Origin of the sequence: Streptomyces sp. TRM68367 (assembly GCF_014495685.1) — a bacterium.
Classification (GTDB): Bacteria; Actinomycetota; Actinomycetes; order Streptomycetales; family Streptomycetaceae; genus Streptomyces.
The window spans coordinates 1-19597 of record NZ_JACTVI010000018.1 but is presented as its reverse complement, the minus strand read 5'-3'; the positions used below and the strand labels follow the sequence as shown (position 1 = coordinate 19597).

Sequence of the window (19597 nt, the reverse complement as noted above, 5' to 3'; positions counted from 1 at the left end):
CCTGATAGCTTCGTTCCCTGCCGCACACGCACGACGACGAACAATCACCGGGGGAGAACGCCCGTGGCCCGCCACGCACTCACCACCACCGCCGCCGTACTCACCACGGCGGCGGCTCTTTTGCTCACCGCCTGCGGCGGAGGCGACGACGCATCGCCGGAGGACATCAAGGGGGCGGACACGGGGGCGAGCCCGTCTGCTTCGGCTGCGGCGTCCGCGCCGGAAAGCGGTGACGGTCCCGACCTCAGCGTGCCCAGTGACTTGGACTTGGTCTTCGACTTCGACAAGCCGTCCGACGCGAAGCAGGCGGCTGCGCTTGCCGACGCGGAGAATTACATCCGTGCGCTGAACCACGGCTTCGCCGCACAGGATCCCAACGACCCTGCGTACCAGTACTACTCCGGCAACCAGGCGGCCGCGTACGCGAAGTCACAGATCCAGGCCTGGGTGAAGGGCGGCTGGACCCCCACTGGGACGGACAAGTACTACAACGAAGAAATCACCACACTGAGCAGCAAACGCGTCCTTGTCACCTTCTGTAGAAACCAAGCCAAGTTCTACGGCAAGGAGATCAAGACTGGAAAGATCCTTTACACGGACGAGAATCTGGACAGCTACCAGAAGTACAGCATGTTCCTGACTCCCTCCGGCTCCTCCAAGATCTGGAAGACACAGGTCATCCAGGTCAGGGGCCAGGCGAAGGAATGCCAGTGATGACACCTCCGCGATGGATTCTGCCCTGGGGGGCAGCCGTGAGCGCTGCAGCGGTGCTGTGGGCCGGTGGCGTGGCCCGTGCCAACGGCCCCGCGGAAAACGCGAATCAGCCCCCGGCCTCTTCCGGGCCGTCCGGTGGCGCCGAGGGCAACGAACTGTTCGCCTCCGCTGCCCACTCCCAGATCAAGGTCACCCAGGTCAGTGGCCCCACCGGCGGTGACACCGGCAGCGTCTCGTCGACAGACGTGAACTGGACGCCCCCGCCCTGCTGGTACGAGCCCGTGTTCACCCCGGAGCAGCTGAAGAGGTTCTCGGAGACCAACGGCCAAGGAGACGTCAGCCCCCACGTGTCCTGGTACGGCGAGAAGCTATGGACCGACCACTACCGGGACAAGAAGGACGCCACCAACTGGAACGACGACTCCCTCTCCACCGCCAAGGGCTACGACAACTACAACATCGGCAAGAAGGGCTACTTCTGGCGCGGCGTCGCCCCCGACCCCACCGACAAAAAGTCATGGGCCTGCGACCGCGTCATGTTCTGGCAGGACGCCGGCAACATCCCCGACGTACCGAACGCTCCCACGCCCAAGACGCTCGCCGAGTACGCCTACAACAAGGTCAAGGTCCCCAAGACCGAGGTCGACCTCAAGCCGGAGAACAAGTCCACAGTCAACCTCCCCACCTGGGTCTGGCTGGACAAGGGCACCTTCAAGGAGATCAAGGTCCGCGCCGAACTCCCCAACACCGGCCTGTGGGCCGAGACGACCGCCAAGCCGGTAGCCCTCCACCTGGACCCCGGCACGCAGGACGCCGAGACCTTCCCCGCCTCCGGCGACTGCCAGATCAACGACGACGGCTCGATCGGCACCCCGTACACCCGGGGCGACGCCGACAAGACCCCACCCTGCGGCATCCGCTACCTCCACGCCACAGACGGCACCCCCTACCACCTGTCGGCCAGCATCACCTGGCAGATCACCTGGCAAGGCAGCGACGGCACCGGCGGCGACCTCCCCGACGGCACCTTCGAGACGACCCAGGACATGAACGTCCAGGAGATCCAGGCCGTCAACCGGTGAACCGGAGGAACCCCCAGGCGATGAAGGCGACGCAGAGGGCGAGTCCGGCCGCGGCTGTCCGGCCGCCGTGTGCCGACCCTTGATGAGCGGGCCGTCATTTCGTCGGACGAGCCGGACACGTCGAAGTCGGTCTGTGGATCAGACGTCCATGTTGGAGGGGTACGGGCGCCAACTGCGGTCCATCAAGACGCGGCTGAACCACACCAAGAAGCTCTTCGAGTCGTACCGGGACGACATCGGTGACAGCAGCGTCAATGACGCGCTCGGTGACTTCGAGTCCAACTGGGAGGACGGGCGGGAGGACATCACCCAGCAGCTCGACGCGCTCGCCGAGATGTCCGAGGCCGTCGTCCGGGAGTTCAAGAAGCTCGACGACGAACTCACCAAGCAGGTCGACAAGGCCGTGCAGACGAAGGACGCGAGGGGGAAAGGGGGAGGTGGCGGCGGCGAAGGCAAATGAGTCCGTGGCCGGGATTGTGAGCGTGGCGTTTTCAGTCGAGGTTGTGGATCGCTGACCGACTTCCTGATCTGCGTGCCCGGGGCGAGTGGACAAGCGCAGGCGTATATGCCACAACTGGTGGCCTCTACGTCACAGTTGCCGACGCGAGACGCCACGAGAGGGTGCTTCGGGCGCGTCGCAGGACAGGCCAACCGGGGGACGCATCCATGTCGGTGCCGCAGGAGAACAGGAAGCGCAGGAGCAGGCATCCCGGCCTACCGACGCACGTAATCGTTGGCATCGCCACGTCTGTACTCGCCGGGTTGGCAGGGGTCATCACGGCGGGGATCAGCGCTACCGACCAGGTTCAGGTGGTGCCGCCACACGGCAGGGAGCCCCGGAGCGACTACAGAACCAAGATCATCGAGGCCCAGGAGGGACTCTCCGAGGGATTGCTCGTCTACACCATTCTGAGTGATGCAAAGGCTGGCGATTCGCTGGCCTTTGAAGCGACACTCTACGGTGCTACGGGACGTAAGGCGGTCCCCCCGAAAGACAAGGACAAGAGGCCGGCCCCCAGCGGAGCACTGATGGGCGTCCAACTCCACTGCTCGGGCCCCAGCGTCAGGTGCGTGAGCAATTCTTCGGAAAAGAAACCCGTACTGCGCACCAAAGACGACGCCTCGTGGTCGTGGACCATCAGCACACCCAAAGCCGGGAAAGCCGTAGTCAACCTGACAGTCACCGCATACCTCGACGACACGGACACGGTCATCGCAGAGCCGATCCCCGTTCGGCAAGAAATCGAGATCCAGGAGGACAAGAACGGATTCCTGAGCTTCATGAAGTCAGCCTGGAAAGAGATCCTGGCGGCCTTGACAGCACTTGGCGGGGTTGGCGGACTGGTCGCCTTCTGGCAGACGCGCCGATCCAGTCGAAGCACCGAAGGCACCAACGGTGGTGACGACCGATCCGATAGCAACAGCGGCGGCAGCAGCAGCAGCAGTGCCCCACAGCCGTCACAGCAGCCGACGAACCCAAGCGCTGCACCTGGCAATCAGGAGCCGGACTCAGCAGCCCCCGCATAGAGGCCCGTTCGGCACCGAATGTCCCAGGCGCGTCCGGGGACGCCGTACGAGCCGGGTGAACACGACCTCGCCACCGACCTCGAACCGCAGCGGTTTCGCGCGCGGATACGTGAGGTCGCGGCCGTGGCCTCGCCCGTGACACGCCGAGGCCCCGGGTCCGTTGGGATCCGGGGCCTCGGCAGGTGGTGCGTCAGCTGTTCAGCGCGGACTGGAAGTGCAGGTCGCCCGCGATGCCCTGGGGCGACGCGGCGAGGGCGCCACCGCCGGAGACGGTGAGGGGGCCGGCCTCGATGTAGAGGCCGGCAGATCCGCCGCCGCCGAGCGCGGGGACGCCTGCCTGGCCACCGGACACGCTGTCCAGGGCGGCGTCGGACAGTTCGGCCGTTTCGACCTGACGGGCAATGTTCATGGCGCGCGTTTCCCTTCGTTTCAATGCTTCGAGGTGGCGGAGTTCACCTGAGGCCCGGAATCGGGACTGAATTACGGTGACTGCGCCCACAGATCAAAGCACGCGAGGGATGGGGCGGCCAGTCGTACGATGTCGATACGGGCCGCCCCCGTGCCGTCGGTTTCATCAGTGTGTGAATGCGGTCACCGAATGGGCTGAATCCTTCACACGACCTGTCGGTTCTCCCATGACCCCGGCCTTCGGTATCCGGGTTTCGTGAGGGCTCGTCACGTTCTATGGGTTCCAGTAGGGTCTGTCGGTGAACTGTGTGCAGGTCCGTGGGATATTCCGGGACGGCCGCAACCGGGCTCAGCGGTTCACCGACTGGATCTCCTGGACCGTCACGTCCTGCGCCATACCGAACGTTCCGTCGGGCAGGTCGCCGCCCTCGCCGTTCATCTCGCAGACGCCGGAGACACGAATCCTCGTCCGCCGTGGTCGTGCGAAAGGGAGAGTCGGCCAACGCGTGGGGAACGGCCGGTCAGCCGACCTCGTTCTCCGCGACCGCCCGGCCGTGGACCACGACGTCCCCGCCGTAGAACATGCCGGTGAAGACCGGGGAGTACGTCAACTGCACCTCGACCTCGACCTGCTGGGCGTCGGCCGCCACGCAGTGGGTCGCGGCGACGTCCGCGCCCGTCATGTTCATCTCGCGGGCGAAGGCCTTCACCCGCGCGTTGCAGTTCTCGTAGTTGATCGGCCCCAGGCCGTTGAGTTCCGGGTTCTCGTAGAGGGCCTCGCGGTCGATGTCCTGGGCGGCGTAACGGGCCGCCTGTTCCGCGATGTCGGCGGCGCGTTCCCGCTTCGAGATGGACATGCCGCCGTCGATGACGAAGGCCGAGAGGGACAGGAAGACCAACGCGAAGATGATGACCGCGCCGGCGCCCGAACCCCGGTCGTCCAGCTGCCGCCTGCGCGACGACAGCCACGTACGTGCGCGGTCTCTCACGCCGTCCTCCGGAACGGATCCAGCGGCGAGCTGAAGGTCGCCGTCAGGGTCGTCGGGATGTCCAGGCCGAGCATGGCCAGGCCCCGTACCTGGCAGCTGACCTCGACCGAGAAGAGGGTGTCCGGCTCGAAGCCCGGACTCGTCTGCCGCACCGTCACCGGGCCGGAGCAGACGTCCGCCAGGTCGGCCTCCGCCGCCTTCCTCGCCTCGGCCATCGCCGTGCCGTGGTCCTTCTGGATCGAGCCCGCACGGGCCGCGTCCCGGGCCGCGCCGTCCAGCGCGCCCCGGCCGTCCACCAGCTGCCCGAACGCCACCAGGACCAGGATGAACAGGATCATCACCGGGGCGAGGATCACCACCTCGACCGTCGACAGGCCGCCGTCATCCCACCTCGCATCGCGAGGCCGACGGTCGCTCCAGGAAGAGACGTCCACCTAGTTCCCTTCGTCCTGCACGAACCGCTCCACCGGCCCCACCGACTGCGCGTGCACCGTCAGATCGAGCCCGGGGAACACCGTCGGGATCCGGGCCGTGACCTCCACCCCGACCGTGTTCTGCTCCGGCTGCACCATCTTCACGTCCGGCGCGATCACCAGCTGCGGGCCCAGCTGGCTGATGTAGCTGTCCACCACGTCCTGCGCCTCGCCCCGCCACGCCCCCGGCCGCGCGTCCGCCGTGGCGCGCGCCTTGCGGGCGCCGGCCTGGGCCGCCGCCTGGGCCACGTGATCGGCGAAGAAGTACAGGGCGAACTGCACCGTCGCGAAGATCATGAAGAAGAGGACCGGCGTGAGCAGCACGAACTCGATCGCGGTCATGCCGGAGTCGCCGCGGGCGGAGGCGGCCTCCACCCGGCGGCGTACCCAGCGATGTACCCAGCGACGTACGGCCACCAGCAACCCCGTTGTCCCGTACGAGCGTTCAGCAGGTCTTGCCGGCGTCGGCGCCCTTGATGCATTCGCCGACCTTGTCGGCGCCACTCTTCAGCGCGGCGTTGATGATGGCCGCCACCACACCAACGATCGCTACCACAACGGCCGAAATGATGACCCACTCGACCGCGGAGGCGCCCCGGTCCAGTTCGCCGGAGCGGGCGCGGTCCACGCGGGCTTGCAGGAAGGTGACCAGGAAGTCCACGGCGGGGATGCCGGTGTGGAAGTTACGTCCGTTCATGACGCCTTGTCCTCTCGAAGTCCTTCGAAAACGGTTCACGGAAGTTCTGGAGTCTGGAGTTGTGAGGAACTACTCACTGAGAACGGCTCACTGCACCTGGAACACCCGCATCGCCGCAGGAAAGATCAGGAACACCAGGAACCCGGCACACAGCAGCAACTGGGCCACAAGCATCGACTGGGACTTCTCGCCGGCGCTGCCCTCGATCTCGGCCATTTCGCGGTGCCGCATGGTCTCGGCGCGGGAGGCGAGCGACTCACGCACCTTCGCGCCGTCGTCCGAGACCAGCGCAAGGGACGCCGACAGGTCCTTCAGCTCCTCGACGCCCAGCTCCTCGCCGAGCTGCCCCAGCGCCTGCCACTGGCTGAGGCCGGTGATCCGGGCATCGGAGAGGGCGTTCCTGATGCGCTGGTTGGCCCAGCCGTCGGAGATCTCGGCCGCCGCCATCAGCGCCTCCGGCAGCCCTCGGCCGCCGGCCAGGCTCATCGACACCAGGTCGAGGTACGCGCCGATGACCCGGCGCAGGTCCCGCCGCTTCTCGGCCGCGTCCCGCCGTACCTCCAGGTCCGGCAGAAAGAAGAAGACCAGCGCGAACATCAGCGCCAGCCACACCGGGATGACCGGGCCGCTGCCGAAGCCCAGCGTCCACACCACCGCGAACAGGAACGGGCCGAAGAACAGGCCCCCCGTCGCCAGCAGCACCTTCGTCGCCAGGAACTTCTCCCAGCTGCGGTCCAGCACCGCCAGGTCCGCGCGCAGCGAGCGCTGCTCCCAGCCCTGCTGGAGGTAGAACTCGGCGACGCGCTGGCCGACCTGGGCCCGCAGCGATCCGAGGCGGCCGCTGTCCTTGGCAGTGCGGGCCGACTCGTACGCCGCGCCGCGCGCCCGCATCGCGTCGATCCGCGCGACCTGCGAGATCGCGCTCCGCTTGCTGGGCATAAGGGCCCGTACGAGGGCGTAGATACCCAGGCCGATGACCGCGCCGACGACGATCGGCATCGTCAGGTTCACCGTCGTACCCCCTCTTCCTGCGGCTGGGGCCACCCACCAGCGGCGCCGTCCGGTGTGCGGGGCCGTACGAACTGGATCGCCACCTCGTCGCGCACCAGGAAGCGTTCTGGCGTCTCGATGGTGGACAGCTTGCGCAGCCACCAGAAGCCGAGTGCGAACAGACCGCAGACACAGGCCAGGACAACCTGCCCGAGGGCGGTGCCGTACGGCTCCACGAAGTCCCGGTTGAAGATGGACAGGCCGAGCACGAACGCGATCGAGACGGCCACCACGATCTGCACCGAACGGCGGGTGGACGCCCGCTGGGCCATCACGCGCTGGCGCATGTCGACCTCTTCGCGCGCCGACTTGGCCAGCGCGCCCAGTACCTGGCGCAGACCCGGGCCGCGCAGGCGGGCGTTGAGGATGAGCGCAGCGACGATGATGTCCGCGGAGGCGTCGTCGATCTCGTCGGCGAGCAGCTGGAGCGCGTCGGGCAGCGGCGTACGGGCGCGCAGCCGGTCGACGAGAGCGTCGAGGTGGGGCCGCAGGACGGGGCCCGCCGCGCGGGCGGACGCCGGGATGGCCTGCTCCAGGCCGACCGCGCCCGCGATCGTGTCGCGCAGCGACTCCGTCCAGGAGGCCAGTGCCTCCACGCGGCGCATGGCGGCGCGTTCCTCCGCGGCGCCGCCGAAGAGGCGGTCCCAGAAGAAGACGAGGACGGCGGCCGCGATGCCCGCCACCGCCCAGCGGGTGAGCAGCAGGACGACGAGGCCGACGATGGCCGCGAGCGAGCCGCGCTGGCCGGCGAACCGGATCAGTTCGCTCGCGCGCCGGCTGGCCTTCTGCTTCTCGTGCTCGGGTTTGGGGGGCAGTCCGCGTACGGCGACCATGAGCAGCGCGAGGCCGCCGCCGACGGCGACGCCGCAGCCGATCGAGTACAGGACGGTGGTGGAGAACAGGCCGCCCATCGAACCGAGCGAGCCGAGTGCAGCGAGCTTCATGGTCACCCCCACGTTCCGGTGGGCCGGTAGCCGTGCGCGATCAGGTCCTCCAGGCAGCCGAGGGGCGCGTGCGGCACGATCCGCCCGTCGGGCGTCTCGGCGAACACCTCGCTGGACAGCACGCGTCCGTCGACGCCGTTGACCTCGCGGACGGAGGTGACCATGCGCTGGAGGCGGCCGCCGTTGCCGTAGTTGTTGCGCCGCTGGACGAAGACGACGAAGTTCACCGCGCCCGCGATCAGCATCTGGCTGGCCTCGATGGGCAGCCGCTCGGACGCCTGCAACGCGTAGGTGGAAATACGGTTGAAGACCTCGTGGGAGCTGTTGGCGTGGATCGTGGACAGCGAGCCGTCGTTGCCCTGCGACATCGCGTTGAGCATGGTCACGATCTCGTCGCCGAGCACCTCACCCACGATGACGCGGGAGGGGTTCATACGGAGCGAACGGCGCACCAGCTCGGCCATGGAGATGGTGCCCTGGCCCTCGGAGTTGGGCAGCCGCTCCTCGAACGCGACGACGTTCGGGTGGAGGTCGGGGAAGGTGTCGAGCCCGAGCTCCAGCGCACGCTCCACCGTGATCAGACGTTCGTGCGGCGGGATCTCGTTGGCGAGGGCGCGCAGCAGCGTGGTCTTACCGGCGTTGGTCGCGCCCGCGATCATGATGTTCTTGCGGGCCCGGACCGCGCAGGCGAGGAAGTGCGCGACCTCGGGGGTGAGCGTGGCGTTGCCGACGAGGTCGGAGATGAACACCTTGCCCATGCGCGCCCGGCGGATGGACAGCGCGGGACGGCGGGCGACGTCCATGACGGCCGACAGTCGCGAGCCGTCCGGCAGGCGCAGGTCGAGCTGCGGGTTGGCGGAGTCGAAGGGCCGGGACGACAGTCCGGAGTACGCACCGAGCACCTGGATGAGCTCGATGAGCTCCTCGTCGGTCTCGGCGACGGGATCGCCCTTGACCTCGCGCCCGTCCGCGAACCCCACGAACACCTGGTCGCAGCCGTTGATGTCGATGTTCTCGACCTCGGGGTCGTCCAGGAGTGGCTGGAGCCGCCCGACGCCGAACAGCGCGGCGTGCACAGCGGCCGCGTACTGCTCCTCGGTCTCGGCGTCCAGCGGCGTACGCCCGGCGTTGATCTCCGTCCGGGCGTACTCCTCCAGAATCTGGGCTATGACCGCGCGGGCGTACTGCCGCTCGTCCTCGGTGGACATCGGCGAGACGCCGGAGGCCTGGTCGAGGCGGCGCTGCTCGGCGATGCGGTCACCGGCGTCCTGCCGGAACCGCTTGACCAACTGGTGGTCGACAGCGGTCATGCGCCGGCCCCCGCGTGGCCGTTGACCTGGCCCTGGGGGGGTACGGTCCAGGCGGCGCCGTACTGCTGGTAGAGGTCAGCGGTGATCTTGCGGGCCGAGCGGATCAGCAGCGACCTGTCGAGGCGCCCGCGCCTGCGGCCGGCCAACTGGTCGGCGCCGGCCGGGTCCTCGGCGAGGGTGCCGACCACCCGGGCGCCGGTCTGGGCGTGTACGAGCATGTCGTTGACCTGGCTCGCGAGCTTGCCGGCGGTGCCCGGGTCGGCGATCAGGATCACGCCGATCATCGGCATGCCCAGGTTGGCGGCACCGCGCGGTCCGCCGTGCCGCTTGGCGGCCAGGGCGGCGGCGCGGTCCCGGACACGGGCGATGGCCTCCGGCTCGGTGCGCGAGATGAGCAGCACGAGGGCGGCGTGCGGGAACAGGTCGACGGCCGGGGTGTCCCCGCTGATGCGGCCGCAGTCGGCGATGACGTCGGCGGCTGCGTGCGGGGAGTCGGCGAGCGCGGAGAAAGCGTGCCCGAGGGTGGGCCACAGCCCCGCGAGCCCCGCGGCCTGCTCGGAAATCCCGAGCCCGACGAGAACTTCCAGCCCGCCGCTGAGCGGCTGGACATGATCCCAGAGCTGATCGGGCACGAGGCCGCGCCGGGCGGTCGCGGCGATCGACAGCATCCCGGTGTTCGGGTTGAGCGGCCCGCCGTGCGCAGCGGCACTGCGGTAGACGAGGTCGCCGCCCGCCGGGTCGGTCTCGGCGAGCAGGACACGCCGCGGCCAGACCGCCGCGAGGGCGACGGCCGCGGTGGTGACGCCGGGGGATCCCTTGTCGGCGGCGAGAGCGATGAGCGCCATGGGTGGGGAGCCGCCTTTTAGTTGCCGGGGACGTGCACGATGGCGACCTGGCCGGCGGCCGCGGCGGAGGCGAGCGCGGCCGCGTCGGCCTCGTCGACGATGAGGGTGAGCGAGAGGTTGCCGGTGCTCACGGTGGCGTCGCTGTCTTCCGCGACGGAGTTCACGCGCGCGTTCTCGACGAGGGCGTTTCCGGAGGACGAGGACGAGCTTCCGCTCGAAGAGGAGTCGGAGCTGTTGGAGCTGCTCGAATCGGTGGTGCTGACATGGTAGGCGGCCACGACGTCACCGGACTTGATGTCCGCCGGGTACTGGCCCTCCTTGAGGGCCAGGCCCACGGAAGCCTTGCCGGCGGGCAGGCTGTTGGACTTGGCGAACATCTCACCGACCGCCAGGGTCCCCGGGTAGAGCGTGCTCTTGGCCTTGTAGCTCTTGATGGCGTCCAGCTCGGACCACTTGACGTAGTTGATGCTGTCGTCGGCGGCCACCATCACGGAGGTCACGTTGCTGTTGGTGACGGACTCCCCGGCCTGGATCTCCTTCGTCACCTTGACGACCTCGACCCGGTCCCCGGCCTGCAGCACGAGCATCGTCGCACCGAGCGCCCCGACCAGAATCAGCAGCACCGCCAGCGCGGCCAACGCCGGTTTGCGCTCGCGAGGCGGCGTGGGAAGGCGGTCACCGACCGACGGCTGAGCCGGAGCGGCGGAACGACCGGCGCCCGCCCCCGTACGCTCTTGGATCTTCACGCAACCGCTCCCCGTACACCCAAGAAATTGTCTGCCACGTCTGCCAAATTCTCTACGAATTAGGACACTTCACTCGTTGGGTGTCCGCGCGGGACCTAGCGCCCGAGGTGGCCGAATACCCATGACTGGAGTGAGTGTCAAGCCATCGCACCGTATCAGCCGCACATAAGCCCCTCAATACGCGTCCGAACTCACGATCCCCGGCGCAGGCGCCGTTACCCATCTGCAACTTCGGGCGCCCGCAGGCCAGCGACCTCATCAAGACGATCGGTGACGTCCTGAGCCTGGCGAGCGGCGTCCTGGGGATGCTGGCCATCATCACCGCTCCCTTCGAACCGCTGGGCGCGATCTTCGCCGCCGGGGCGATGATCACCAGCGGGGCGGCCCTGCTGAGCCACGCGGTCGCCAAGGCGGCCGGTGCGGACGTCGGCTGGACCGAGATCGGCTTCGACGCGCTCGGCATCCTGCCGGGTGTGAAGGGACTGACGGGCAGCGCCGAGCTGGCCAAGGGCGCCAACGCGGCCGCGCGGGCGGAGGAGCTGGGCGAGGGGTACCGGGGAGTGACCAGCCTCAGCAAGTCGTTCGTGCTGTTCGGGCCGTTGAAGGCCGCGCCCATGGTGAAGCTGGGGGAAGGGGGCAGCAGGCTGACGCTGGCGGTGGAGAGCGGGCTGCAGAACTTCCGCAAGGGGCAGATCCTCGGCACCCCGGGCATCAACGCCATCGGTTCGAAGCTGCCGTTCGTCAAGGGCGAGGAGGTCATCGCCCCCATGGGCCGGGCAGGGGGATGCCGCCGGTTGCCGACCTTGGTATTGCCGCTGACGGCGCCGACGGCCGGGTGCGCGAGCGGCTGGATGATCCGCTGGATCGCGTCGCGTTCGAAGACGGTGTTGGCGTCGACCATCACCACGATGTCGTACCGGGCGTGCGCGAGGCCGGCGTTGAGCGCGGCGGCCTTCCCGCCGTTGGCCTTGCGGACGACCTCCACGCGCGGATCGCCGATCCCCGCCGCGATGTCGGCCGTACGGTCGGTGGACCCGTCGTCGATCACGACGATCTGCAGCTGCTGGTGGGTGGAGTCGAGCAGCGAGCGGACGGTGGCCTCGATCCCGGCCTCTTCGTTGTACGCCGGGACGAGCACTGTCACCGGCCCGGTCACCTCCTGCATCCAGGGCGCGCCGGGGCGGAAGCGGGCCAGGCGCCGGACGTGGGCGCGGGCGAACAGGGCGAGCAGCAGCAGGCGCAGCACGCCGAGCCCGCCGGCGATCACCAGGGTCCAGGTCAGGGCGTCGGAGAAGGCCCGCCCGGCGGCCGTGGCCCAGAGGAACCCCTGCCCCTGCCACCGGTCGGCACTGGACGCGGAGTCGTACGGGACGAGGTCGGCCGCCTGCGACACGGTGGTGAACCGGTCCACGGTGCGGTTCTTCAGCAGCCGCTCGGCCTCGTCGTACGCGGTCTGCGTGTGGCTCAGCTGCCGGACGGTGCCCTGGGCCGGTTTCCGGGTGCCCGTGTCGGCGGCGACGAGCACGTACCCGCGGTCGGTGGCCCGCCGCGCCGCCTGCCAGTCCCGGCCGCACAGGGTTTCCGGGGTGGTGGTGCGCGGCATCCGCAGCAGGTTGGTGTGCAGGCCGGTGGCACCGGCCAACGCGGTCTGGGTCAGGCCGAGTTCGGCGGAGAAGCGGGCGGCGGAGGACTGGCCGAGGACGGCGCCGGTGTAGGTGTTCGAGCCGATCTCGTGGCCCTCGGCGCGGATGCGTTTGATCAGGTCGGGGTGCTCGGCGGCGCGGGCGCCGTTGACGAAGAAGGTGGCGCGTGCCCGGTAGCGGTCCAGCAGGTCGAGCAGGCGCGGGGTCCACACGGGTTCGGGGCCGCCGTCGAAGGTGAGGGCGAGGGTGCGAGCGGGCATCGACGCGGTCTGGATCCCGTTGCCGTTGATGCCGATCACGGGTCCGCCGCGGGCCACGGCGTCCGGCACGGGCGAGGTGCACGGCGCCCGGTCCTTCGCGGCGTCGACCTCGTGCTCGGTCCAGCCCTGGAAGAGGAGGAGGCCGAACAGGACGGGGAGGAGGAGGGCCAGTAACAGCCAGTGGCCGCGGGGGTCGCGGGCCTGTTTGTGACGGGCCCTCCGAGCCTTCTGAGCCTTTTGGGCCTGGGCCGTCACGGGACATCACCTGCCCCGGGGTCTTCCCTCGCTCCTCCCCTCCGGGAGACGCGGCCTCTGGTCGGCATCCACTGCGTGGCGGGGCTGGTGTTACGCATGGGGCGCGAGTGTAGTTACGGCGTGCCAATTGCATGGCCATAACACGGACTCTCGCGGGGGAGGGGTCCTACGATTTGTGGGGCCCACGTTCCCAAGCGCCCTGGCCATCCAGCCACCGGGCCCCAAGAAGTCACCTCTCGGACCGCCGCCGCTGCCTGGCATAGAACAGGGCCGAACCACTCACCAGAAGAAGCCCCGCCGTGATCTGCAGGGCGAGGACGTCGAGGTCCCGCTCACCGGGCAGTCCTTCCACCCACGGATCAAGCCCACCCACCGGATCCTTGAAGAGGATGATGTGCTGCCCCGCTTTGAACTGACCGTGGCAGTTCTGCTGCTCAGACAGGTCTTGCACGGCACCAGAGGTGTCGACGACCCGGCACACGGACAGCACCTTGCTCCTCTTCACCCCCCGCCGCTCCCCGGTGTCCGCCACAACACCGTGCACGCGCTCCCCGAACTGTTTGATGTACGTCTCGCAGAACGCGGGCCCGGCAAAGAAGGGCAACGCCAGTACAGCAAACGCCCCAACCGTCGCGGCCCCCGCCCGATGCCAACTGCCACCGGCGACGATGGCAGCGGCAGCAGCGACCGCCAAGGTGAAACAGCCCCCACCCACAGGCCGTACGGGTACTGCTCGACAACCCAGGCAGCAACACCCGTCAGCGGAAGCAGAAGGGCCCACTTCAGACTGTTGAGCGTGCGCCGCGGCACGGCCCCTGTCTCCCCCGTCTCGCTCTGCGCGACCGACTGCACGCCGTACACGTCCATACAGATGTACTCCCCGTTCCAGCAACTTCGGCCTGGTCAGCGACTCGTGGAGCGATTCACGGACTGGATCTCCTTGACTGCCACGTCCTGCTCGAACGTGGACAACCCATCCGGCAGACCGGGCTGCTGCGGCGGACCCTCCGGGTCGGCCGAGTCGGTCCACGTCACCTTCCAGGTGATGGACGCCTTGAAGGGATAGGTTCCGCTGCCGGACGACCGGCGGTACGTGGCCTTGCACCCGGCATCCTCTCCGTCGACCAAGTAGCCGTCCTTGCCCTTGACCAGGTCATAGGTGCAGCTCTGCGGATCGGCATCGGCGGTACCGGCGTCGACTCTGAGCGCCACGGGAGTGGCGACGGTGGTACGAGCCGGTCAGAGTAATCCTTCTCGTCCTCCGGCTCTGACGGGACCTCGACCACCGCCAGCACGTCGAGACACGAGTAGCTGTTCTTCCGGCGCTCGGCGTCGAAGCCGACGATCGTCAGGTCCGGCGCGGCGTCGTCTCGCCGGGGAAGGTGATCAGCACATCGCCAAAGACCCGCTCGCGGGCGATACCGGCAGCCGTGACCGCACCTTCGACGTCCCGGACGGTCCAATGCTGCTCCGGGCTCTGCGGGGTCATGATCAACCTCCCGTCGAAGATCTCGGCCTGGTAGCCCTCGGGGATACCGCCCCGCTCGATCAAGTCGCTCATGACGGACACGACAGCTCACCTCCTACGAGGATTATGGCTGGTCGGGAACGAGCAAGCCGACCTTCAGCAGGGGTTCCCCGGAAGCGGTCGCAGCGCGGTGGGCAGCCGTGGCCTCACGGACAGCACGAGTGCGATGGGCACGTTCCTGGCTACTCCCGCTCGCTGTTCTCGGACTCATTGGCTTCAGCGGGGTACGCGACGAAGGTCCCCTTCGCGGGGAGCGTGACTACGAGGCCGCGTTCACGGAGCTCGCGGATGGCGCGGCGGGCGGTCAGATACGCAACTCCGTACTCCTCGCCGAGATCCCGCTCGCCGGGCAGCCGCGCTCCAGGCCTCAGCTCACCCGACGCGATCCGGGCAGCAATGTGGTCAGCCACCTGCATATAGACGTACGCGATCTTGTTGGGGTCGATCGGCGAATCACCGGTGTCTGCTGCCATAACAACCACCGTAAAACAGCCTTGAGCTGCAACGATGAACGTGTTGCTGCGCACTGCTATGCACTGACATGCGCAGCAATGTAGGCTAATCAAGCGAAAGACCCCGGCGACGGATGATGGCCGTCCCGGGGCGTGGCCAACGCTGACAAGGAGCGTCGACATGCTGGACCTTATCGTCCGCGCCCTCGCGTGGACGCTGACTCTCTGCACCCCACGCCCCCGAGGCCGTCGCCTCGGCACCGCCCCACCCCTACAGATCACCCCCACCCCGCCACCCCGTCCCCGCTTCACGGAACTCCTCGACGGCAGCGCATCCCGCCTCGTCCGCCCCTACGTACTGGACCCCACCGAACACCACCGCCAACGCGAACACCGCCGAGCCGCCCGCTTGGCATCCCTCGGCACCGGCATGGGCCCCAAGCACATCCACGGCGTACGAGTCCCGGCGGCCACCCGATGACCCGCCCGGCCCTCCGGATGTGCGCCCGCTGCGAGCGCAGCACGGACGCACCGGTCCTGGTCCACCAGGTCCACGCCCCCACAGGCCCCGGCTTCAACGTGTACGCCTGCCCGGACTGCGCCCCCCACTACCCACCCCCGACAGACCAGACCACCGAAATCCTGAACCCCACCCACCGCCGCTCCCGTCTCACCCTCCGCGTCTACAAGATCGACACCGAGGAAACGGTGACCAACGACCGCGGCAGAGTCGAGATCCTGGCCGACGCAGGCACCACCCTGGCCCCCTGCACATCGACGTACCCACCCTGCGCCTGCCCGAGATGCAGGACACCGCACTAGCGAATCGAGCGCCTCAGCACCACGGCCCCGGACGCCGCACACCGCGGCATCCGGGGCCATCACCCGTTGGGCACGATCAGGACACAGCCAGCACCCCGAGAGCCCGATACGCCCCGAATTGCCCCTGCTCTCGCGGAAGTTCGCTCTGGTGAAACCGGGAACCTCACCGATACCGTCAGTGCTCTTGACTGAACTTCTGTCTCACGGGGAGCCCACTGTGAAGCGCCGCCCAATGCCCGTTGCTGCCGCGCTGGCGGCGACGGCAGCACTGCTGTTGACGGCCTGCGGTAGCGGGGACGACAAGTCCAGCAACAACGACAAGATCGCCGGCGCCGACCAGGGAACGGAGACGCCGAAGGAGTCTGCGAAACCGTCGGCAGCACCGGCGGAGGACAATCCCGACGGCGTGGACGTGTCCCTGCCCAAGGACATGAACCTGGTCTTCGACTGGGACAAGCCGAAGGACAAGAACGAAGCGGCCGCGATGGACGACGCCGCCAACTACCTCCGCGCCATCTACCGAGGCGTCGCCAAGCGCACGACCAAGGACGCGGCCGTGACCGCCTACGCCACCGGCGAGGGACTCCACTACGCGCAGGTACAGATCAACGAATGGATCAAGGGTGGCTGGACCGCCCACGGCACCCGCCGTCACTACGATGCAACCACACGATCCGCCCCGAACGGTAAATCCGTAGAGGTCGCGTTCTGCGCGGACACCGGGAAGTTCTACGGCAAAGAGGTCAAGACGGGGAAAGTCCTGAAGACCCAGCCAAGCCTCAAGGACTTCGGCTACTACAAGATCATCATGGTCAAGTTCCCCACAAGCAAGGGCCTTTGGCAGGCATCCAAGGTGTTCGTCGAGACGGGGGCGGAAAAGTGCCAGTGAACAGGTCACGACGTACGGTCCTCGGCACCCGCACTGCTGCCCTGCCCCTTGCGATCAGCGCGCTCATCCTCACGGCATCCAACGCCGCGGCGGAACCCGTGGATTACGGCAAGGGCGGCGGCGCGGGAGAGAAGGGTGGCAGCGACAAAACCGGCATCTACGCCGCCGCAAGCATCCAGTACGCCGGAGCCGTAACCAAGGACGGCAGCACCGGAAACGTGACGTCCTCGGACGTCAACTGGACACCACCGCCCTGCTGGTACGCCCCCTACCTCGGCGCCAAGGACTTCAAGGAAAAGATGTCCAAGAGCATCGAGCGCCAACCGAACACACCCGGCATGACCGGCACCGCGGCTTCAGGGCTCGGCGAGACGCAGCGCCACTACGAGGACGGGTACGGCTGGACCGACACTCCCGGCTACAAGGACTACAACGTCGAGAAGGACGGCGAGGGGATGTTCTGGGCCGGCGTCGAGAACCCCAACGAGCCGGACGCCCTCAAGCGGAACTCGTGCAGTGACCTCCCCTTCTGGGTCGCCAACGGCGAGGCCCCGCCGCCCCAGTACGAAGAGGCCATCAGCCCCGAGATACTCGCCGCTCTCGCCTACCAGCACATGCAGCTCCCCGACACGAAGGTCACCCTCGCCCCCGAGGCCAACACCAAAGTGAACCTGCCGACCTGGGCCTGGCTCGACAAGGCCGTCTTCGACGAGGTCCAGGCCACCGCGGCCATCAACGCCCCCGGCCTCAACATCCAGGCCACCACCACCGCCAAGCCAGTCTCCCTCAAGCTGGAGCCGGGCACCGAGGACGCCGAGACCTACCCGGCCTCCGGCGAGTGCGCCATCAACGCCGACGGCTCCATCGGCGAGCCCTACGCCAAGGGCAAGGCAGACCAAACCCCGCCGTGCGGCATCACGTACCTCCGCTCCTCCGGCAACGGCACATTCAAACTCCAGGCCACCATCACCTGGGAGATCAACTGGACCGGCACCGGCGGCGCCGGCGGCGACCTCCCGAACGGCACCTTCGGCAACGACCAGGACATCACCGTCCAGGAGATCCAAGCCATCAACCGCTGATCCGGCATAGGCGATGCACGACGCCGCAGGGGACTGCCACCAGGAAAGACAGAAACCGACATGAGCGATCTGCGCCTCGACGACACCATCTTCGCGCACCTGAAGAAGACCTTCTCCTCCATAAGCGACCGGATGGAGGACACCCGCCGCGCCCTGCGCGGCACAGACGCCTCCGCCGTCGGAGAGAGCAAACTCATCGAGGATGTACAGGACTTTGCCGACGAATGGGGATATGGCATCAAACAACTCGGTAAGCACACCCACGGCGCGGTGAAGATGATCAATAAGATCGGTGAGTCGTTCGGCGGACTCGACCTGGAGCTGGCCGAATCGCTCAAGGTCAAGAAGAAGGGCAAGTGACGTGGCAGGGCAGCGGCCCTCCCTCCCGAACATAGGCTGGGACCCCACTCCGGGAAGCGTGGAGGACACCCGGGAACTCGCCAAGCAGCTCGGCAAGCTGGCAGGCGAACTGGGCACCGCGGTGAGCGAGCTGGAACGGATCGAGTGCGGCGCCTGGAAGGGCAAGACCGCACTCGCCTTCACCGAGTACATCGGCGAGGACGTCACCCCGCTCATCCGCAAGAGCCATGAATCCTTCGACAAGGCCTCCCGCGCTCTGCACCGGTGGGCGGGCGAACTCCAGGACTTCCAGGACGAGACGGACCGGCTGGAGAAGTCCGCCGGGGAGAAGCTCGACGCCAAGGAGAAGGCCGAAGGAAAAGCCGAGGGCAAGGGCAGCAAGGAACTCGGCGAGGCCTCCAGCGCGGTCAACGGAGTCATCCAGAAGGTCCACGACCTCGAAGAGCGTTACAAGCGGGCCGCCGGCCAGATCAGCAAGGAACTGGACAAGGCCGCCGACATCGCCCCCAACGAGCCCGGCTTCTGGGACAAGCTCGTCAAGGGAGTCGCGGACGCCTGGGACGCCACCGGGCAGTGGCTCAAGGACCACGCCGACCTCATCAAGCAGATCGGTGACGTACTGAGCCTGGTCAGCAGCGCCTTGGGCGTGCTGGCCATCATCACCGCCCCCTTCGAGCCGATCGGAGCGATCTTCGCTGCTGCGGCGATGGTCACGAGTGGAGCGGCCCTACTGGCCCACCTGGCAGCCAAAGCGGCTGGCGCGGACGTCAGTTGGGCCACCATCGGGTTCGATGCCCTCGGTATCCTGCCCGGTGTCAAGGGCTTGACCGGGACCGCCGCGCTCGCCAAGGGCACCAACGCCACCGCGCGCGCCGCCAAGCTCGGCTCCGGTTACCGCGGGGCGACCGACATCAGCAAGACATTCGTCCTCTTCGGCCCCTTGAAGGCCACTCCCGTCGTCAAACTCGGCCAGGGCGGCAGCCGTATGGCTCTCGCCGTCGAGAGCGGACTGCAGAACATCCGCCAAGGACAATGGCTCGGCACCCAGGGAATCAACCTGATCGGGTCCAAGCTGCCGTTCGTCAAGAGCGCCGAAGTGATCGCACCGATGAGCAACGCGGGTCGCGCCTTGGACGCCACCATCAAGGCGGGGCTCACCGGGCACAAGGCCAACACCATTGCGAATACCGCTTACGGGAACTGAATGCGTCCGTACGTGATCGCAGCAACCGAGCGAGAAGAAACAGTCACAGTATGGACAATGCCAAAGAACTCCAGATCCTGGGCGTGGAAGGCATGGCACTGCCGCCCATGTCCATACATCTCCCCGAAGGCCTGCACGCCATCGAGGTCTCCCTAGACGAGACCGAACGGGCCGAAGCCGTGCAGAAGTTGGTCCGGGACATCTACCCGCGGGGCGAGGAGCCGCTGTGGGCCTCGATCATTCACGTGCGCGCGCCGGCCTGGGGTGGTCGGTCGGGGTTGAGGATTCGTCCTGGTTCGTCCTTCGGGTGGTGGTGA

The 19597-nt window shown here is 67.9% G+C and carries 26 protein-coding genes; 11 read left to right on the top strand and 15 right to left on the bottom strand.

The annotated features are described in order from the left end of the window. Positions 1-63 precede the first annotated feature (63 nt). The 4 genes from H8R17_RS14800 (at position 64) to H8R17_RS14785 (ending at position 3323) form a co-directional block, all read left to right on the top strand. On the top strand, positions 64-714 hold the full coding sequence (locus H8R17_RS14800) for a hypothetical protein (protein ID WP_187823643.1): 651 nt from the start codon (positions 64-66) through the stop codon (positions 712-714). Continuing rightward, positions 714-1796, top strand: a complete 1083-nt coding sequence (locus H8R17_RS14795) for a hypothetical protein (RefSeq protein ID WP_399476727.1) — start codon at positions 714-716, stop codon at positions 1794-1796. The genes H8R17_RS14800 and H8R17_RS14795 overlap by 1 nt, the downstream gene beginning before the upstream one ends. 148 nt (positions 1797-1944) lie before the next feature. Further along, entirely contained in the window at positions 1945-2256 is a 312-nt protein-coding gene (locus tag H8R17_RS14790) for a hypothetical protein (protein WP_187823641.1), read from the top strand. Between the two features lie 206 nt (positions 2257-2462). Then, a complete protein-coding gene (locus tag H8R17_RS14785; protein WP_187823640.1) occupies positions 2463-3323 on the top strand; it encodes a hypothetical protein in 861 nt (286 codons plus the stop codon). Positions 3324-3513: 190 nt separating this feature from the next. On the opposite strand, the gene H8R17_RS14780 is transcribed toward H8R17_RS14785, so the two are convergent. The 15 genes from H8R17_RS14780 to H8R17_RS14710 form a co-directional block, all read right to left on the bottom strand. After that, a complete protein-coding gene (locus tag H8R17_RS14780) occupies positions 3514-3732 on the bottom strand; it encodes a hypothetical protein (RefSeq protein WP_187823639.1) in 219 nt (72 codons plus the stop codon). A 520-nt stretch (positions 3733-4252) separates the two neighbouring features. Next, positions 4253-4720: a pilus assembly protein TadG-related protein gene (locus H8R17_RS14775; protein ID WP_187823638.1), complete on the bottom strand. Its 468-nt coding sequence runs from the start codon at positions 4718-4720 to the stop codon at positions 4253-4255. Further along, complete coding sequence (locus H8R17_RS14770; protein WP_187823637.1) at positions 4717-5154, bottom strand: TadE/TadG family type IV pilus assembly protein; 438 nt, start codon at positions 5152-5154, stop codon at positions 4717-4719. Before H8R17_RS14770 ends, H8R17_RS14775 begins: the two co-directional genes overlap by 4 nt. Beyond that, on the bottom strand, positions 5155-5535 hold the full coding sequence (locus H8R17_RS14765) for a TadE family protein (RefSeq protein ID WP_262505263.1): 381 nt from the start codon (positions 5533-5535) through the stop codon (positions 5155-5157). Positions 5536-5638: 103 nt separating this feature from the next. Then, a complete protein-coding gene (locus H8R17_RS14760) occupies positions 5639-5890 on the bottom strand; it encodes a hypothetical protein (protein ID WP_187823636.1) in 252 nt (83 codons plus the stop codon). 87 nt (positions 5891-5977) lie between these two features. Next, complete coding sequence (locus H8R17_RS14755; protein ID WP_187823635.1) at positions 5978-6901, bottom strand: type II secretion system F family protein; 924 nt, start codon at positions 6899-6901, stop codon at positions 5978-5980. Continuing rightward, complete coding sequence (locus H8R17_RS14750) at positions 6898-7884, bottom strand: type II secretion system F family protein (RefSeq protein ID WP_262505255.1); 987 nt, start codon at positions 7882-7884, stop codon at positions 6898-6900. Before H8R17_RS14750 ends, H8R17_RS14755 begins: the two co-directional genes overlap by 4 nt. A 2-nt stretch (positions 7885-7886) precedes the next feature. Then, positions 7887-9194 (bottom strand): CpaF family protein, encoded by a 1308-nt coding sequence (locus H8R17_RS14745; RefSeq protein ID WP_187823634.1) that lies wholly within the window; start codon positions 9192-9194, stop codon positions 7887-7889. Then, a complete protein-coding gene (locus H8R17_RS14740) occupies positions 9191-10039 on the bottom strand; it encodes a hypothetical protein (protein WP_187823633.1) in 849 nt (282 codons plus the stop codon). The genes H8R17_RS14745 and H8R17_RS14740 overlap by 4 nt, the downstream gene beginning before the upstream one ends. Positions 10040-10056: 17 nt before the next feature. Next, a complete protein-coding gene (locus H8R17_RS14735) occupies positions 10057-10785 on the bottom strand; it encodes a hypothetical protein (RefSeq protein ID WP_187823632.1) in 729 nt (242 codons plus the stop codon). 52 nt (positions 10786-10837) lie between these two features. Next, positions 10838-12943, bottom strand: a complete 2106-nt coding sequence (locus H8R17_RS14730) for a glycosyltransferase (RefSeq protein WP_187823631.1) — start codon at positions 12941-12943, stop codon at positions 10838-10840. A gap of 229 nt (positions 12944-13172) precedes the next feature. Then, a complete protein-coding gene (locus H8R17_RS14725; protein ID WP_187823630.1) occupies positions 13173-13637 on the bottom strand; it encodes a hypothetical protein in 465 nt (154 codons plus the stop codon). A gap of 209 nt (positions 13638-13846) precedes the next feature. Then, the gene (locus H8R17_RS14720; RefSeq protein ID WP_187823629.1) at positions 13847-14155 is read right to left on the bottom strand and encodes a hypothetical protein; all 309 of its coding nucleotides are present in this window, start codon (positions 14153-14155) and stop codon (positions 13847-13849) included. Positions 14156-14291: 136 nt separating this feature from the next. Beyond that, the gene (locus H8R17_RS14715) at positions 14292-14504 is read right to left on the bottom strand and encodes a hypothetical protein (RefSeq protein WP_187823628.1); all 213 of its coding nucleotides are present in this window, start codon (positions 14502-14504) and stop codon (positions 14292-14294) included. A 149-nt stretch (positions 14505-14653) separates the two neighbouring features. Next, on the bottom strand, positions 14654-14944 hold the full coding sequence (locus tag H8R17_RS14710; protein WP_187823627.1) for a winged helix-turn-helix domain-containing protein: 291 nt from the start codon (positions 14942-14944) through the stop codon (positions 14654-14656). Positions 14945-15104: 160 nt separating this feature from the next. Here H8R17_RS14710 and H8R17_RS14705 point away from each other — a divergent pair, with 160 nt between their 5' ends. The 7 genes from H8R17_RS14705 (at position 15105) to H8R17_RS14675 (ending at position 19597) form a co-directional block, all read left to right on the top strand. Further along, positions 15105-15404 (top strand): hypothetical protein, encoded by a 300-nt coding sequence (locus H8R17_RS14705; RefSeq protein WP_187823734.1) that lies wholly within the window; start codon positions 15105-15107, stop codon positions 15402-15404. Continuing rightward, the gene (locus H8R17_RS14700; RefSeq protein WP_187823733.1) at positions 15401-15745 is read left to right on the top strand and encodes a hypothetical protein; all 345 of its coding nucleotides are present in this window, start codon (positions 15401-15403) and stop codon (positions 15743-15745) included. The genes H8R17_RS14705 and H8R17_RS14700 overlap by 4 nt, the downstream gene beginning before the upstream one ends. A gap of 217 nt (positions 15746-15962) precedes the next feature. Further along, positions 15963-16634 carry a hypothetical protein gene (locus H8R17_RS14695; protein ID WP_187823626.1) on the top strand — a complete coding sequence of 224 codons (672 nt, stop codon included), beginning with the start codon at positions 15963-15965 and terminating at the stop codon, positions 16632-16634. Further along, positions 16625-17716 carry a hypothetical protein gene (locus H8R17_RS14690; RefSeq protein WP_187823625.1) on the top strand — a complete coding sequence of 364 codons (1092 nt, stop codon included), beginning with the start codon at positions 16625-16627 and terminating at the stop codon, positions 17714-17716. Before H8R17_RS14695 ends, H8R17_RS14690 begins: the two co-directional genes overlap by 10 nt. A 60-nt stretch (positions 17717-17776) precedes the next feature. Further along, on the top strand, positions 17777-18076 hold the full coding sequence (locus tag H8R17_RS14685; protein WP_187823624.1) for a hypothetical protein: 300 nt from the start codon (positions 17777-17779) through the stop codon (positions 18074-18076). A gap of 1 nt (position 18077) precedes the next feature. Then, positions 18078-19280, top strand: coding sequence for an enoyl-CoA hydratase/isomerase family protein (locus H8R17_RS14680; RefSeq protein ID WP_187823623.1), 1203 nt, complete (start codon positions 18078-18080; stop codon positions 19278-19280). 50 nt (positions 19281-19330) lie between these two features. Then, positions 19331-19597: a hypothetical protein gene (locus H8R17_RS14675; protein WP_262505254.1), complete on the top strand. Its 267-nt coding sequence runs from the start codon at positions 19331-19333 to the stop codon at positions 19595-19597.